At 59.0% G+C, this 16,813-nt stretch carries 12 protein-coding genes; 10 read left to right on the top strand and 2 right to left on the bottom strand.

Annotated elements, in window-relative coordinates; translation table 11 throughout:
- Window positions 1–84 precede the first annotated feature (84 nt).
- From QZ268_RS18070 to QZ268_RS18080, 3 genes are all read left to right on the top strand, one after another.
- Complete coding sequence (locus tag QZ268_RS18070) at window positions 85–1,527, top strand: AAA family ATPase (protein WP_295455309.1); 1,443 nt, start codon at window positions 85–87, stop codon at window positions 1,525–1,527.
- A 51-nt stretch (window positions 1,528–1,578) separates the two neighbouring features.
- Window positions 1,579–2,706 (top strand): ParB N-terminal domain-containing protein, encoded by a 1,128-nt coding sequence (locus QZ268_RS18075; RefSeq protein ID WP_295455310.1) that lies wholly within the window; start codon window positions 1,579–1,581, stop codon window positions 2,704–2,706.
- Between the two features lie 383 nt (window positions 2,707–3,089).
- On the top strand, window positions 3,090–4,124 hold the full coding sequence (locus tag QZ268_RS18080) for a glycosyltransferase (protein ID WP_295455312.1): 1,035 nt from the start codon (window positions 3,090–3,092) through the stop codon (window positions 4,122–4,124).
- 49 nt (window positions 4,125–4,173) lie between these two features.
- Here the strand turns inward: QZ268_RS18080 and QZ268_RS18085 are convergent, their stop codons facing one another.
- Complete coding sequence (locus QZ268_RS18085; protein ID WP_295455314.1) at window positions 4,174–4,983, bottom strand: ABC transporter permease; 810 nt, start codon at window positions 4,981–4,983, stop codon at window positions 4,174–4,176.
- 160 nt (window positions 4,984–5,143) lie between these two features.
- Between QZ268_RS18085 and QZ268_RS18090 the strand changes: the two genes are divergently transcribed.
- The 5 genes from QZ268_RS18090 to QZ268_RS18110 all read left to right on the top strand — a co-directional run bounded on the left by QZ268_RS18090 (window position 5,144) and on the right by QZ268_RS18110 (window position 11,527).
- On the top strand, window positions 5,144–6,487 hold the full coding sequence (locus QZ268_RS18090; protein WP_295455316.1) for a sugar transporter: 1,344 nt from the start codon (window positions 5,144–5,146) through the stop codon (window positions 6,485–6,487).
- A gap of 55 nt (window positions 6,488–6,542) precedes the next feature.
- A complete protein-coding gene (locus QZ268_RS18095; protein ID WP_295455318.1) occupies window positions 6,543–7,196 on the top strand; it encodes an ABC transporter ATP-binding protein in 654 nt (217 codons plus the stop codon).
- A gap of 203 nt (window positions 7,197–7,399) precedes the next feature.
- Window positions 7,400–9,178: a glycosyltransferase gene (locus tag QZ268_RS18100; protein WP_295455320.1), complete on the top strand. Its 1,779-nt coding sequence runs from the start codon at window positions 7,400–7,402 to the stop codon at window positions 9,176–9,178.
- Window positions 9,175–10,398 (top strand): hypothetical protein, encoded by a 1,224-nt coding sequence (locus tag QZ268_RS18105; protein WP_295455321.1) that lies wholly within the window; start codon window positions 9,175–9,177, stop codon window positions 10,396–10,398. The genes QZ268_RS18100 and QZ268_RS18105 overlap by 4 nt, the downstream gene beginning before the upstream one ends.
- Before the next feature lie 214 nt (window positions 10,399–10,612).
- Window positions 10,613–11,527 (top strand): hypothetical protein, encoded by a 915-nt coding sequence (locus QZ268_RS18110; protein WP_295455323.1) that lies wholly within the window; start codon window positions 10,613–10,615, stop codon window positions 11,525–11,527.
- Between the two features lie 63 nt (window positions 11,528–11,590).
- Here the strand turns inward: QZ268_RS18110 and QZ268_RS18115 are convergent, their stop codons facing one another.
- Entirely contained in the window at window positions 11,591–14,326 is a 2,736-nt protein-coding gene (locus tag QZ268_RS18115; protein ID WP_295455325.1) for a non-ribosomal peptide synthetase, read from the bottom strand.
- 176 nt (window positions 14,327–14,502) lie between these two features.
- On the opposite strand from QZ268_RS18115, the gene QZ268_RS18120 reads away from it, so the two are divergent.
- Complete coding sequence (locus QZ268_RS18120) at window positions 14,503–15,420, top strand: sulfotransferase (RefSeq protein WP_295455327.1); 918 nt, start codon at window positions 14,503–14,505, stop codon at window positions 15,418–15,420.
- Between the two features lie 103 nt (window positions 15,421–15,523).
- Window positions 15,524–16,696 carry a UDP-galactopyranose mutase gene (glf, locus tag QZ268_RS18125; protein ID WP_295455329.1) on the top strand — a complete coding sequence of 391 codons (1,173 nt, stop codon included), beginning with the start codon at window positions 15,524–15,526 and terminating at the stop codon, window positions 16,694–16,696.
- Window positions 16,697–16,813: the final 117 nt, after the last annotated feature.

The following is a 16,813-nucleotide window of genomic DNA, read 5'->3' on the forward strand; positions in this document are numbered from 1 at the left end:
CCCTGCTGAAAGGCCAAAGCGCAGAGCGCTGCGCAGCAGGACAGGCAGCAAACGGACAGCAACGGGCAGAGGCGGCACACCAGCATGGCACGAGATATCCACAAGGCAGGCTCCGGGATGCCGCCCTATTTCAACATTGATCCAGATGCCGCCCTGGCAGAGCTCGACGCGCCCACCGGCACATCCGGTTTTGCCGCTATTGCCGAGGGCTGCGCCCGGGGCCGCGCCGATCTGTCCAGTCGCGGCATGAACGAGCAGGGGCGCAAAGAGCTGCGCCTGTTCTCCACCTGGGAAATCACCCGCTACCTGATCCCCGTCGCCCAGGCGCATTTCCGTCGGGTGCTCAAGGCCAACCCCGCGCTGCCCCAGGGCCAGTCCGAAACCGAAGGCGGCGCCAAATGGTTCACCCTGGACGAGGTGTTGCTGCTGAGGGCGCATTTTGCCGCCCAGGGGTCAAAATCCAAAGACTACACCCCCTACCGGCCCAAGGGCCTGCCGGCCAAGCTGGTCTCGGTGGCGAATTTCAAAGGCGGCGTTGGCAAGACCTCGACAGCGGCGCATCTGGCGATGTCGGCGGCCCTGGATGGCTACAAGGTGCTGGTGATTGATCTGGACAGCCAGGGCTCGATGACCTCGATCTTTGGCGGCCAGGTCGAGGACGAATGGCAAACCGCCTTTCCGCTTTTGGCCCGCCACTACGGCGAACATCTGCGCGCCGACAACCAGCGGCGTCTGGATCGCGGTGACGCACCGCAGCCGCTGGACGAAACCCTCTCGGCGGCCCTGGAGATGACCGCAAGCGATGTGATTCAAAGCACTCACTGGCCCAATATCGACCTCATTGGCGCCCAGCTGAACCTGTACTGGGCCGAGTTCCAGATCCCGGTCTGGCGCATGGCGGCGCGCTCCTGGAAGCTCTGGGACGCGCTCACCGACCGGCTCGAGGCGGACGGGGTGCTGGATGACTATGACGTGGTCTTTATCGACACGCCCCCCGCCCTTGGCTATCTGACCATCAACGGGCTGGCCGCCTCGGATATCCTGCTGGTGCCGGTGGGGGCCTCCTTTCTGGAGTTCGACAGCACGGGGCGGTTTTTTGACATGCTGCATTCCACCTTTGCCTCCATTGAGGACGGCGAGAACCTGGCCGCCCGCGCCCTGGGACGCCCCGAGATGGGGTTTGAATGGGATGCGGTGCGCGCGGTGATCACCCGCTATGACAGCGCCCAGCAGGGGGAGCTGGCCGGGGTGATGCAGGCCTATATGGGGCCGGTGCTCAGCCCGCATAAACAGGATTACACCGCCCTGATTGGGCAGGCCGGCGAACAGGTCTCGGGGATCTACGAGGCCGATTACCGCGATTTCAACCGCGAGACCTATGCGCGCGGGCGCGAAACATTTGACGCCACCTATGCCGCCTTCAAACGCCTGCTGCTGGGGGTTTGGCGCCGGGCTGAGCTGGAGCGCGCCGCGGAGATGGCAGATGAGATATCGGGCGAGATGCAACAGCAGCGCACGCCGGCCTAAGGCTCTAACAAGATAAAACGCGCAGGGTTGGCGCGATGAGGAGATCAGCAGATGGCAAAACGCAAACGGCTTTCCCCGGCACAAAACAGCTATCTTTCTGGCGCGCCAGAGAGTAAATCCGCCCTGGCTGGTCCGCTGCCGACGCCAAGCCCCAGCGCCGCTCCCATTGCCCCCATCGCCCAGGTGGCAGGTGCGGCCTCGACCGAGGCGGCGCTGCAGGAGGTCACGCAGGTGCTGCAGCAGGCCCGCGCGCGCGGGTTGATGGTCGAAGAGATTGCCCTGGATCAGATCGACGAGACCCATCTGGTGCGCGACCGCATCGCCCAGGACGAAGACGAGATGGAAGCCCTGATGGGGTCTTTGCGGGCGCGTGGTCAGCAGACCCCCATCGAGGTGGTGCCGCTGCAGGGGCGTATCGATGGAACCTCCTGGGGGCTGATCTCCGGCTGGCGGCGGCTTTCTGCTCTGCGCAGGCTCTACGCCGAGACTTCAGAGCCTGAATTTGCCACAGTCAAAGCCCTGGTGATCCGTCCCGACAGCGCCGAGGCCGCCTATGTGGCGATGGTGGAAGAGAATGAAATCCGGGTCAACCTGTCCCATTATGAGCGCGCCCGCATTGCGGTGCGGGCCCTGAAGGAAGGGGTCTTTCCCAGTCAGAAAAAAGCGCTGCAGGGGCTGTTTGCCAATGCGCCGCGCGCCAAACGCTCCAAGATTGGCAGTTTTGTCACCCTGGTGGAGGCGCTGGATGCGGTGCTGTATTTCCCCACCGCCATCAGTGAAAAACTAGGGCTGGCCCTGGTACGCCAGATTGGCGAGGATCCCGGCTTTGCGGCGCGGCTCAAGACGGCGCTACAGGCGGCAGAGCGCCCCACCGCGGCAGAGGAGCTGGTGGTTTTGAACGCCGCGCTTGCCGGCGGCAAAGCGGATCAGGATGTGGCTCTAACCCCTACTGGAGAATCTCAAAGCCCTGGGGGTGTAGCGGGGGGCAGTGAGCCTGATGCGGCGCCAAGAGTGCGCCAGGCCTCAGAGTCTATCGGCGCGCAGGAACGTGTCAGCACCCAGGTCACGGCCGGGCTGCGCATTGGTTTTCAGCCCAGTGCAAAACGGATTGAGCTGAGCGGCGAGGCTGTGGATGCTGATCTGTTAGAGGCGCTGAAGGCCTGGCTCAAGCAGCGCTAGGATCCGCTCAGGCCAGTCTCAAGCCAGCATTCGGCCAGTATCAGATCGCTCAATAGGCACGCCGTGGCGTGCCTATTTCATGTCTAATGTAGTGATTTGGGTCTGTCGTTTCGCCTCCAAATGTTTCGCGCGCGAAACATTTGGACCTCGCTGGCGGGGAATAGCCCTGCCCAGCCCCCCTGCTGAAACCGAGGCTCCGGAACAGCTGAGAGGGGAATTTGCCTCTTTCTGCTTGGCAGTGACGACCGGAGCTCTGCGCTAAAGAATTTGACTCGCGTACTCATTTGTGAGTTCTGCGCCCCTGAACATTGTTGCTCCCCTCCCGCTCCCTGGCTTTCCCCTGGGCTGAGTGTTCAAGGGTGGGGTTTAAGGAGAAGTACCGCGTGCGCGCCAAGACCGGTCTTGAGAAAAATATTGTGCCGCCTGTTCCGCAGGTGGCGGCAACCGTTGGTCGGCTTGTGGCGGTGGTCGTCACCTATAATCGGTTGGATAAGTTGCAGGCGACCTTGGCGCGATTGTTGGAAAGCCCGGAGGCCGAGCTCGCGGCGGTAGTTGTGGTTGACAATGCCTCAACCGATGCCACCGCCAGTTGGCTGGCGCAGCAGCAAGATCTGCGGCTGGATATTGTGACCAGCGCGGTCAATCGCGGAGGGGCCGGCGGGTTTGAGATGGGGCTGCGGCGTGCGCTCGAGAGCCAAGCCCCGGATTGGCTTGTGGTGATGGATGATGATGCGCGCCCTGCCCCCGGTGCCTTTGCCGCCTTTCACGCGCAGCCGCGGCCGCTGGATACGGCCCTGGCTGCGGCGGTCTATTTCCCGGATGGGGGCATCTGTGAAATGAACCGGCCTTCGGTCAATCCCTTCTGGAACCCCAAGATATTTTTGCGCGCCCTATTCAAAGCGCGCAATGGCTATCACATTCCCTATGACAGCTACGAGGCCACCACACCACGTGCCATTGATCTCACCTCCTTTGTCGGCTTCTTCCTGCCGCGGCGAATGATTGAGGAGGCTGGCTACCCTGATCCGGGCCTGTTTCTCTATGGGGATGACGTGATCTATACGCTGGGGTTGCGGCGTCGGGGGGAGAAGATCCTGTTCGACCCAACCCTGCGCTTTGAGCATGATTGCTCCACCTTTCAAAATGATCAGCATCGGGTGTTTCACCCCCTATGGAAGGTCTATTACGCCTATCGCAATGGGTTGATGATGTATCGAGCGGCGGCGGGCATCCTGTTCTGGCCTTTGATGCTGCTGGTGGTGGTGAAATGGCGCCTGACCGCAGGCCGCTATGGTGCGGCACGCTCGGCCTATCTGCGGCTATGGCGTCATGCGGTCTGGGAAGGGCTACGCCAGGATACCAGTCGCAGTCATGCACAGATCGTTGCCCTGGCAGAGCAGGGCCGGACATTAGAGTGAGCAGCCTGTCAGGGGCAAGAGGGAGGCGTTTCTGCCCCCAGGAGATGCCCTAGCGGTTTAGGATGACCCGGTGGAACCGTCCCATCAGGATCAGGCCAAGGGTGAGCAGGATCAGCGAAACCATCAGCACAAATGTGATATTGATATAAGCGGCTGTATAGGTGGGATAGAAGCCGGTACGCATTAGTCCAACGATGTGGATCAGCGGGTTGTACCACAGAATTTTCTGCGCCAGGGGGGGCATGGTATCATAGAGAAAAAAGATGCCAGAGGCCAAAAACAACGGTCTGGTGATGACCGACCAGATGATGGCCCAGAGTGGGAACAGCCCTGAGAGGACACAGTTGATGGTACCAACCCCAAGACCAAGTAGCATCGCCAGTGCGAAGGCTTCGATGGCGGGGGCCATATCAATTGCGGTGCGACTGTCTATGGCGATCAAAATGCCACCAATCAACAAGATGGTGATCACGACGCTTGTGAGACTGTTGAGAATGAACCGGGCCAGAATGGCATCAATCCAGGTCACCGAAGGATATTTCAGCAGCGGTTTGGAAAAGCCAAGGGCGCGCGCTGTTGTCGTGGAAATGACCTGATAGGTATCAAAGGGCATATAGCCGGTGGCGTAGAACAACAAGAAGCTGGTGCCGAGATCCGGTGAACGTAGCACCAGCGAGAAGCCAATGCTGAGAAATAGAACAGCCGCAAGCGGTTCCAGAATGCTCCAGAGAAACCCGCCGGGGGTGCGCCCATAGCGGGTCGACATTTCGCGCAGGATCAAGGCTGAAATGGTGCGTAGCGTGGCAAAACGCCGATTACGCCCTGCGCGAGGCCGAGACGTTGGAAGGGCTGTCGTCATAATGTCCGACCATGCTTGTATGATTGTGGCTAGAGCTTGTAGAAGCGATAGTATGAAAGAAACAAAAGACAATTACAAACCACAACAGGGCGAGACAGGCTGAAGCATGGTACAAGCGAGCCCGGAGCAGGATGGATCAATTTTGGGGAACGGGAGTCCAGTGGAAGGTGCGACCAAGGATGAAAAATCCGTGCTGACGATTTCCGAACGCGAGGAGCGCAAGCTGGGGGCGGGGCGTCGGCGCAAGAAGGCTCGGCGCAAGGCGCGCAAGAAGCTGCGCAAGGAACAGGCGGCAGTTATCATCGCACAGCAGGAACTGGCTGCGGCGCAGCAGGCCGCAGCAACACAGAGCCCTGCTGTGGAGCAATTTGCCCTGGCAGGTGCGGCCAGCATGAAGCGGCGCCACTGGGGGCTGATTTTCAGCTTTATGCTGATGGTTCTGGCCCCCCTGGTTGCAGTGATTTTCTACCTCACAGCGGTCGCAGAGGATCAATATGTTTCGACGGCGGGCTTTACTGTGCGCAGTCAGGAAAACAGCGGTGCCACTGATCTGCTGGGCGGGTTGGCCAATTTTGCCGGCTCAACGACGGCCTCCGACAGTGATATCCTATATGCCTTTATCCAAAGCCAGGAAATGGTCGAGGCGGTGGATGCGCGCATTGATCTACGCAGCGAGTATAGCCGTCACTGGCCCCGGGATTGGGCCTTTTCGATCTGGCCGGATGCCACTCTGGAAGAACTGATCTGGTATTGGCAGCGTATTGTTGGCATCTCTTATGACAGTGGCTCTGGTCTTATCGAGGTACAGGCCGTGGGCTTTGATGCCGAGGTTTCGCAGGTCATTACCCAGGCCATTGTCGATGTCAGCCAGATCCAGATCAATGCCTTGAATGAGCGGGCCCGCGAGGATGCCATGGGCTATGCCCGCACCGATCTTGACGAGGCCGTGGCGCAGTTGAAATCCGCCCGCGAGGAGCTGACCAAGTTTCGCACCCGCACCCGGATTGTCGACCCAGAGGCGGATATTCAGGGCCGCATGGGGGTGATGAATAATCTGCAACAGCAGCTGGCCGAGGCCCTGATCGAGCATGACCTGCTGGAAGGGACCGTCAGCGAGGGGGATCCACGTACTCGCAAATCGTTGCAACGGATCGAGGTCATCCGTGCCCGTATCGACAGTGAGCGGCAAACCTTTACCTCTGACAACACTGACACCGGTGCTGTGGGTGAAGACTACCCCTCCTTGATTTCGGAATTCGAGAGCCTGACCGTGGATCGCGAATATGCTGAGGAAGCCTATCGGGCCGCCCTGACTGCCCTGTCGGTGGCACGGGATAATGCAACCCGGCAAAGCCGCTATCTGGCGACCTATATCAAACCCACCCTGGCCCAGGAATCTGAATATCCCCGGCGCCCTCTCTTGGCGGGGCTGACCGGGCTTTTCCTGCTTCTGATCTGGTCCATTGCCACCTTGATCTACTATTCTATCCGAGACCGCAGCTGATGGTAGAGAACCGTGAGGGGTTACCCTGCGGGGGGGCCGCAAGGGGAGAACGGGGATGATCCGGTTTGAGAACCTGACCAAGAGCTTCTGGCTCAAGGGGGAGCAGAAGATTGTCATCGACAATCTGAATCTCACCCTGCCCACGGGGCGGTCACTGGCGTTGTTGGGGCGCAATGGCGCCGGTAAATCGACCCTGCTGAAGATCATTGCCGGCACCATGCGACCAGATTATGGGCGGGTGGTGAGCGATGGCAGCATGTCCTGGCCAGTCGGGTTGGGGGCCTCCTTTCACGGCGATCTGAGTGGTGCTGAGAATGTTCGCTTCATTGCCCGGATCTATGGGGTGGATACCGATGAACTGGTGGCCTTTGTCGAGGATTTTGCTGAACTGGGGAAATTCTTCCATATGCCGATGCGCAGCTATTCCAGTGGCATGCGTTCGCGTCTGACATTTGGCGCTTCGATGGGGATCAAGTTTGATACCTATCTGGTGGATGAGGTGACAGCGGTGGGTGACCGGACCTTCAAGCGTAAGAGCCGGGAAATCTTTGCCGCGCGCATGGAGGATTCCAGTGCCATCATGGTGAACCATTCGATGAATCAGATTCGGAAGTTTTGTGATGCCGGGATCGTGTTGGAAATGGGCAAGATGCAATACTTTGAAGATCTGGAAGAGGCCATTGCCCTGCATGAGGCAACACTGAGCTGAGAACCTGGGGATGTGATACCTTTTTTCCTCAGATTTTGGCGGGTTGCGAAACAAAGCGTGTATTTTTACAGCCTGGCAGACTATGGAAGCCGGAGTAATTTTGAACCGGTAGAGCCAGGGGAGTTTCGGGGATGTTGGATCAGGGACGAACTGAGCATTTGGGCGCAGCACGTGTCGATGGTTTCACCAGGCTTCAATCCCTCATGTGGCCCGAATTTGGCATCTGTACCGAGCAGGATCTTTATGTCCGCAACGCCGGAGCCGTGGCCCTCTCTGACAGCCAGAAACTGATCCGGTTTGGCCCCGGAGGAGAGGCGCATTTCTCCACCTGGTTCAATATGTTCAATCTGGAAAAATGGCAGCACGAGTGCAACCTGCAGAGCCTGTTTCTGGCGCTGCAGGGGCAGGGTGAGTTTCAGCTTTCGATCTATATGGCGCCGCGCAATCAATCCTGGGACCGGGTATTTTGCGACATTGTTCAGCTGGAGGCGGGGACCCCGCTGCGCCAGGACCTGACACATCTGCTGGTGGCCTCTGCTAATACCGGCCTGCTGTATTTCGAGCTGCGCAGCCTTGGTGAAGGCAGCTTGAAGGGGGCCAGCTGGGAGACCCAGGACGCGCCAAAGCGGCAGCCGCAGCTGGCCCTGGCGGTGACCACCTTCCGCCGCGAAGCGGAAGTTGCCCGCACGGTCCAGCGCTTTGCTGCTTTCCGGGAGCAATCCTGGATGAAGGACCAGGTGCAGATGATCGTCACCGACAACGGGCAAACGGTGGATCTGGAGCTGCCCGTAGGGGTCAGCCTGGTGCCCAATGAAAATCTTGGTGGGGCCGGGGGCTTTACCCGTGGCATGCTGGAGGCCCAGGCGCGGGGGGCGTCACATTGTCTTTTTATGGATGATGATGCCTCGATCCATATGGAAAGCCTGGAACGCACCTGGATGTTCCTAGCCTATGCCAGTGAGCCCAAGACCGCCATTGCCGGCGCGATGATCAGCGAGCAGCACCGCTGGGCCATCTGGGAAAATGGCGCCCTGTTTGACCGCCGCTGCCAGCCTCTGTTTGGCGGCACGGATCTGCGCAATCTCGGGGCAATGACCTGGATGGAGAACGAGGCCAACCGACCTTTGCCTGATACCTTTTATGGCGGCTGGTGGTATTTTGCCTTCCCTATAGAAGCGGTTGAGCACCTGGCCTTTCCCTTCTTTGTACGCGGTGATGACGTCTCTTTCTCGCTGGCCAATGATTTTAACATCGTCACCCTCAATGGGGTGGTCTCTTTCCAAGAGAGCTTTACGGAAAAGGAAAGCCCGCAGACCTGGTACCTGGATCTGCGCAGCCATCTGGCCCATCACCTCAGCTTGCCTGCACTGGAGATCGGCGCGGGCGGGGTGATCAAGATCGCCCTGATGTTCTTTCTGCGCAATCTGCCCAGGATGCATTATGACACCCTGGCGGCGATCAATCTGGCCGTTGAGGATGTGATGCAGGGGCCTGAGTTCTTTGATCGCAATGCTGATATGGCGACCCGGCGCGGTGATCTCAAAGCCTTGACCCAGGCCGAGACCTGGCAAGTATTGACACCGCAGGTGCAGCTGCCGCCGGTGCGCCATGACCCGCCCTCTGCCTTGCAGCGGTTGTTGATGAAGCTGACGCTCAATGGTTTGTTGATTCCGGGCTTTTCCCGGCTGGGGCGCAAGATCACTCTGGAAGCGCCAAACCGGGGTCATATTGGTCTGGTCTGGGGGGCTGCCGAGATCACGATCCTGAATGCCACCCAGGATAAATATTACACTGTGCGTCATTCCAAATCAGCGGCCTGGACACAGGGCTGGCGCCTGTTGAAAAACGTCTGGGCCTTACGGAAAAGCTATGAGGACCTGGCCAGTGCCTACCGTGACGGCTATGGGTATTTTACCAGCCGGGACTACTGGGAGCAGAAGCTGAATTTCCCAACCACGACCGACAAGAAAGCTGCCGAGTGAAACTGTTCAAGAAAGCGCTGCGCAAACCCGCGACCTCCATGCCATTGCAGACCACAGAGGCGGCGCCATTACCAAAGACCGTGACACCGCAGCAGGCAGCACCTGTGACCCTGGCCAAAGATACGCCTTTGCGGGTCATTTTATTCATCGGCCATCACAAGGTCGGCTCTACCTCGTTGCAGGACTATCTGTCCCGCAATGCGGTGGCCCTGTCGGGGGCTGGCATTCTCTACCCCTATGTGGATTTTGAAGGGCTGGCACATTTTACTGCCCGGGCCAATGGCCATGACCCTTCGCCCGAGTCTCTGCCAATCAATGTGCGCGAGCCGCATAATGCGCTGGCCTTCCGGATGTTGGCAGCAGAGCAGGGCGGCACGGTTCCTGCCTATCACAGACGTCTGCCGGCGCTGCCGCAGATGTTTAACGCGATGAAGCAGCAAATCCGGTTCTCTCAGCCTCATACGGTGATCCTGGCGGCAGAGGTCTTTGCCAATTTCAACGCCGTTTCGCCAAAACTCATCCAGAACTTGGCGACGCAGTTCCCGAATGCAGATTTCACACTGGTGGCCACGCTGCGCCGGATTGACGAATATATCGCCTCCTGGCAGGGGCAACGGTTGAAATTTGGCCATAAGCTGGAGCCGTTGCGCGAGACTGGCCTGGACAGCTATCTCAAGGGAATTCACTTCAACTATCGCCTGATGGTGGAAGGTTGGATCAAGGCTCTGCCAGAGGCCAATGTTATCCTGCGCGACTATGCCCAGGTGCGCGCGGCTGGGGGGTCGGTGGTGGATTTCATCACCCAGACCGGGCTGGATCTGCCCGAAGGGCTGGCCCCCGAACGCCGCGAAAACGATTCCTTTCATCGGGCGGTCTATGAAATCGCTCGGCAGGGTAACCAGCAGCTTCCTGCAGCCAAGGCTGGGGTATTGCGCCGCTGCCTGCGCGAAAAGACCGCAGAGCTACAGCTGCCAAGCAGCCATGACATTGAGCTGTTTGGCGCCAGAAACCGAGCCCGCATGCTGGAGAAATTCCGCCCCATCGACCGCTATCTTGGCGAGGTCATGGGGCGCTCGGAGTTCTTTGCCGATCTGGAACAGGTGCCGGACTGCGCGCCGCTGGCAGAGCTGGACGCCTATCAGAAGGCCCTGGCACAGATCTGCGCCACACCGAAGTGGTGCGATGATCAGGGTGTGACAGAGTTTCTGGCCCAGTTGTAGTGGCAGAGCGCGGCAAAATCTGCCGGAAGTGGAGAGTGACATGGTGAAAGAAATTATTTTACATCTTGGGGATACCAAAACAGGGTCCACCACTTTGCAGGCCGTATTGCAATCTGGGGCTTATCAGCTGCCGGGACAGACACTGCATTATCCGGGAAGTGGGGCAACGCTCAACCAAAACCATTTGGCGCATGTGCTGTTCAGAGAGGGGCAGATGAGTAAATCTGCCAAACGGTTTGGTAAGATCAAAAGCGGCTTTGATGGCAGTGATGCCGACTTTGCTGTGGTCTCGGCAGAACATTTCCAATCTGTCGACCCAGAGGCTTTGCAGCTGGCCATCCAAAAATACTGGCCTGAGTATGAAGGCCGTATCCGGTTGATTTCCTATGTCCGGCCCCATGCCGAAAAATTGCTGTCAGCCTTTTCCGAACAGATGAAATTCGGGATGCTCAAAGACGGCCTGCCGGGGTTCTTTGAGCAGGTGTCGAGTAATGAGAAACTGGACTATACGCCCAGATTCGAAAAGTGGCGGCAGATTTTTGGCGATCGTTTTGAGCTGCGCCCCTTTGTGCGCAGCCAGCTTTACAAACAGGATGTCGTGGCTGATTTCTTCCATTTTCTAACCGGATCTGAAGGGGTGAAATTGCAGGAGGTTGCGATCGAAAACACCTCAATGACGGTAGGTCAGATCGCGTTGCTGCGGGTGCTGCATGCCACGATCCGCCCAGATGCAAAACCGGCCCAGGTCTCCCGGAAAATTCGCGCCTCGCTCAGCCGGGTTGTGGTACAGGAGTTTCGCGATACAGGCCTTGGTGGGGACTGTGCCAAGCTGCATCTTCCAAAAGATCTGTTGGGCGATGTCATCCAGCGCTATGCGGCAGATGCTGCCGCGCTGGATGCCGCGTTTTTTGCAGGCACCCCGATGGCGGATGCGCTGCATTCTGCCGAGCAGAGGTTGACGGGCCCGGAACAATCCCTAGAGGCGGCGGATTATTTCTCAGCCGAAACGCTGATGAGCTTTCAAATGCTCTGCGGGGTGCTGAACAAGATTGCCGCGCAGCATCCGGAGAATTTCCTCGATATGTTGCAGGCCGCCCGCAAGGGCAGCCGCACAGAGGAAGAGGGCTAATAAGACGCTGAAGAGGATGGTCTCAGGCCCCCATTTGCCCTTGATCGGGTGGGTCCGGGGGGGTCACCTCAGAAAATGACGCGCGATCTGGGCCGAGAAACTCTGCCGCCCGTTGTGATCATTGACATGGCTGATGTTTTTGAAGTCTTCGGAGCGCAGGGTGAAATCGGTATCCAGCATGATCTCGATGCCAGTCTCCTGACGCGCCTGATCAATCAGCCCGCTGAAATGGTTGCTGCCTTGGCGGGCTTGTTTCAGCCCTGCTGTGCCCTCTGGGTGCTGGATGGGATGGATCACGGCGGTGACCCGGTCACTGACCTGCTGCAGGGATTGGACCCCCTTGATCCAGGCTGCGACGGCTTTGTCATCCATCTTAAGCTGCCCTTCAAAGGCACGGCAGATTTCCTGCGCGCGCTTGCGTTCCCAATTGGCCTGTGGCGCCGCCTGCGAGCTGGGTTTGTCAGAGCGGGCAATGGTGCCGCCGCTGTCACTGTCCCAGATGGTATCGGCATCATAATATTTGCGCTCGATGCCTTTGAACGCCCCGGCTTTGAAGTCCTGCAGGATTTCAATGTCCCCGGCCGGCGGCATGATTGACAGCTGCATGATCTCCATCTCGATCACCGCATGGGAGAGGCGGCGCCCCTGAGCCTGCAGGGTCTCGCGCACATAGTCGCAGACCTCGGCGATCCCGGCAACGCTGAGCATCGCCATGCCCAGATTGGCAGCACGCAGATCCTGGCCCAGGGCCTGGGCTTCGGTCTCGATTGTTTCAGTGCAGATGCCGCGCATAAAGCCGGAGGAGCCGATGCAGAGCAGCAGCGGTTTCTGGGTTTCAGAGACAAACCCGGGGAATTTGTCCAGCATATCCAGGGCCCGCATCGCCCGGTAATGCAGGTTACGTTTCAGCTCAGGGGTCTTGAGACTGTTGGCGGCGGGGGGCTGGAACCGATCCTTGCCCTGTGGCGCCAGGGCGCGGCGCAGGAAATCCACCATCTGCCACAGTGACATGCGCGACAGTTCCGCAGCACTCTCCTGGGTCAGCTCGAGATTGAACTGCTTTTCCAGCCGCACGGTGAAATCCACGAAGCCCATGGAATCCAGGCCCGCATCCATCAGGTTTTCTGCCTGTTCCAATTCGCTGCGCGCCAGGGCCGGATTGACCTCTTGGGCAAATTGGATCAGCCGGTCATAGCGGGTCAGCTTTTTGGGGCCGGCCGCCGTGTTTTGCTTCTCCAGCCGTTTGACAACGCGTTTCCCAATTTCGCCGCGGTCGACCTTGCCGCTGGCGTTTTTGGGGAATTGCTGCATCACCAGCACCCGATTGGGAGACATATAATCGGGCAGCGTGCCGGCAATGGCCTCGCGAATCCGGCGGCCAGGACCATCATAGCCTTCAACGGCAGCCACCAGCGAGGTGGGGTTTGCAGATTTCAGTGGCAGCGGCACCACCACCGCATTGCAGCCGGTAGCGGCCTCGCGCAGGGTGGCTTCGATTTCTCCCAATTCGACCCGGTAGCCGCGGATCTTGATCTGATTGTCGATACGGTCGATGAAGTTCAATACCCCATCCTGGGTGACCTCGACGCGATCCCCGGTGCGGTAATGGCGCAGCTCTTGGCCCTGGGGGATCACAAAGGCGGCGGCGGTTTTCTCAGCATCTTCCAGGTACCCATCGGCAACCTGGGGCCCGCACATCAGCAATTCACCGCTGTCGCCGGGACCTGCGGGGGTGCCATCTTCTTGCAAAACCAGGGTGGACATGCCTGGCAGGGCGCTGCCGATGGGGACCAGGTCAAACCGCCCGGTGATCGCGTCGGGGGTGCTGGGCAACACATAGCGGGTGCAGGCGATGGTGGCCTCGGTCGGGCCATACCAGTTTTCCACCCGCTGGGTGGTGGCCCGGGCCCAGTCCTGCGCCAGATCCACCGGCAGGGCTTCGCCGCAAAACAGCGAGAGGCGCAGATGTGACAGGCTGCCCGGGGCCAGCGCCCCCTGTAGGCGCATCTTCTGCGCCAGGCTGGGAACCGAGAACCAGCAGGTGATGTCATGGCGGTGCAGATAGTCTGCGGGGGCCTCGAGATCATGGGCGGTGGGCACGATCAGGTGGGCTCCGGCGCGCCAGCAGACAAACATGTCATGCACGCTCAGATCAAAAGTGAGGTCAAAGTTCTGCGACAGCCGGTCGTCAGCGCGGTAATCGGCAACGGCAAAGGTGGCATCCAGATAGGCGCTCAGATTGCTGTGCCGCAGGGCAACGCCTTTGGGCTGGCCGGTGCTGCCCGAGGTGAACAGGATATAGGCATAGGGGTTGTCATGGAGGCGGGCAGGGGGCTGGCGCGGCTCCTGCAGTTGCGTGGTATTGATCTGCCGTGGCAGCGGGGCATCGCCCGTTGTACTGGGGGCCGCCAGGATCTCTGCCACTGCGGGGCCACTCTCGGCGCAATGCAGCAGATGCGCGGCCCCGGAGCGCTCCAGGATATAGCGGTTACGTTCGGGCGGGAATTTTGGGTTCAGCGGCACATAGGCATGGCCCCGAGACAGGGCGGCCAGCACGGCGGCATAGGTGTCGATGTCGCGACTGGCATAGATTGCGGTGACCGGTGTGGTCGCGGCGGTCTCTTGCTCGGCGATGGCTGCGGCCAGGGTCTGTACCCGAGTGTGCAGGGCCGCATAGCTTAGCGTTGTGTCTGCTATGGTGATCGCAGGACGGGTTGCATGGGCTGTGACGGAGGTCAAAAAATCCTGAGTGGCATGCCAGGCTTGTTGTGTTTGGAACTGTTGTTCAAAGTCATCCATCAAAAAAAGGGTCCGCCAGCTAGAAATCATTGGGATTGTCCCCAAAAAGCAGACATGAAACAAGGACACAATGTGAAAATGGGCGCACCCGCCAGATCTTGCAGATATGATTGCTGTCTATGTTTCAGTCATCGCAAGATGGGTTGAAACCGTTCAAAAAAAAGATGGGATGCCAGATGGCGATCAAGGTGCTTTATATTGCCGGAGCTGGGCGCTCGGGATCGACGTTTTTGTCATTAATGCTGGCGCAGCATGATCAGGTGCAAAATATTGGCCAGATCCGCGATCTGCCCGAGGCCCATAAGGACAAGGCGCCCTGTAGCTGTGGCAGTTCGGTGCCAGATTGCGCCTATTGGGCGCCGGTGGTTGCGACCCTTGCAACCCGCCATGGGACGGATGCCTTGCAAAAGCTGCGCGCAGGCATGGCCGCCTTTGGTCAGGCGGCGGGAGCAGATACCAATTGGGGAGATGCCGGGGTGCGTCAGACCCTGCAGCAGGACCACGCCGAGTTTCTCACCCTGTTTGGCGATCTCTACCGGGCAGCCTCTGAAGAGGCCGGTGGGCGGATGCTGATCGACAGTTCCAAATCGGTGGATCTTTGCCTGGCGCTGAGCCTGCTGCCCGAGGTCGAGCTGCATATCCTCAATCTGATGCGTGACCCCCGGGCGGTGGCGGTGAGCTGGGCCAAGGTTTTGAAACGTCCCAAGGTGCTGCGTGGCCGCACCCGCAATTGGGCCGGGCGGCAGCGCCGGTTGGCGGTCCTGCGCGATCTGGCTCCAGAGCGGTTTTTGGCGCTGCGCTACGAAGATCTGACCGTGGATCCACAGGGGTGGATCGGCAAGATCCAGACCTGGGCCGGATTGGAGCAGGATCTGTCGCTGTTCACCGGCAGCAATACGGCCGATATCTCCTGGGAGCGCTCGCATCTGTTCCCGCCGGCCAATGCCACGGTTCTGAAAGAGCGCAAGGAGAGTATTGTGGTCAAACCTGCCGAGAGCTGGAAGCGCGAAGAACATGCCGCGCTGCATGCCATGGCTGAAGAGCTGACCTTCCCCTTTGCTGAGACCCTGGGCTATCGCAGAGGGCTCGATTAAGACAGTTAAGGCGGCTGCGCCAGCTGTGACGGTTGGATAAAGATATTATGCCCGTTTTGCACAGGTTTTGGGCTGTGTCAGGGTCGAATAAGGATATGTGAAGATGAGTGCAGGAAAACTGTTGATGGTGGGCGCCGGATTGTCGGGCGCAGTAATTGGGCGACATCTGGCTGAGGCGGGATATGACATCACCATCGTCGATGCCCGTGATCACATCGGTGGCAATTGCCACACCACCCGAGACGATCAAACCGGCGTCATGGTGCATATCTATGGCCCGCATATCTTTCATACCGATGACGCCGAAGTCTGGGACTATGTGAACCAATTTGCCCGCTTTATGCCCTATAAGAACCGGGTAAAGACCACCAGCCTGGACCCCAAGGGCCAGCGCGGCGTCTTTTCCCTGCCGGTGAACCTGCACACCATCAACCAGTTCTTTGGCAAGACCCTGCGCCCTGATGAAGCCCATGACTATATCGTCAATGAACAGGCCGATACTTCGATCGAGGACCCGCAGACCTTTGAAGACCAGGCTATGCGCTTTGTTGGGCGCGACCTCTACGAGGCTTTTTTCAAGGGCTACACCATCAAACAATGGGGGGTGCATCCTTCTGAACTGCCGGCCTCGATCCTGAAGCGCCTGCCGGTGCGGTTCAACTACGATGACAATTACTTCTTCCACAAGTTTCAGGGCATGCCGGAAGAGGGCTATACCGCGATGATCGAGAAAATTCTCGACCACCCTAATATAACGGTCAAGTTAGAGACTGTTTTTGACCGTGCCATGGCTGCTGATTATGACCATGTCTTTTATTCCGGGCCACTGGATGGCTATTTCAATTTTGACCTGGGCCGTCTGGGGTATCGCACCCTGGATTTTGAACGCTTCACCTATGAGGGAGACTATCAGGGCTGTGCGGTGATGAATTACGGTGAGGAAGAGGTGCCCTATACCCGCATCACCGAGCACAAGCATTTTGCCCCCTGGGAAAGCCATGATGGATCGGTTTGCTATCGCGAATTTTCGCGCGCGGCTGAACCCGAGGACATCCCCTATTACCCAATTCGCCAGGTGAAGGAAAAAGCGCTGCTGGCGGATTATGTCAAACTGGCCGAAGACAGCGCTGGTGTCACCTTTGTGGGGCGCTTGGGCACCTATCGCTATCTCGACATGGATGTCACCATCCGCGAGGCGATGGATACGGCGGCAGAATTCCTCGCCCATGCCGGGGCGGGAACAGTGATGCCGGCTTTCGTGAAATCACCGCTCTGAGACCATAGAGAGACTGCGGGTTGGGCCGGAACCTGCCGAAGGCGGGCGCCAAGACCGCTCGACATTCCGGCGCGCGACGCGCAGGGTAGGGGAATGATGAAACGACAGGTTTTCCTA

The organism is uncultured Pseudophaeobacter sp., assembly GCA_905479575.1.
Taxonomy (GTDB): Bacteria; Pseudomonadota; Alphaproteobacteria; order Rhodobacterales; family Rhodobacteraceae; genus Pseudophaeobacter.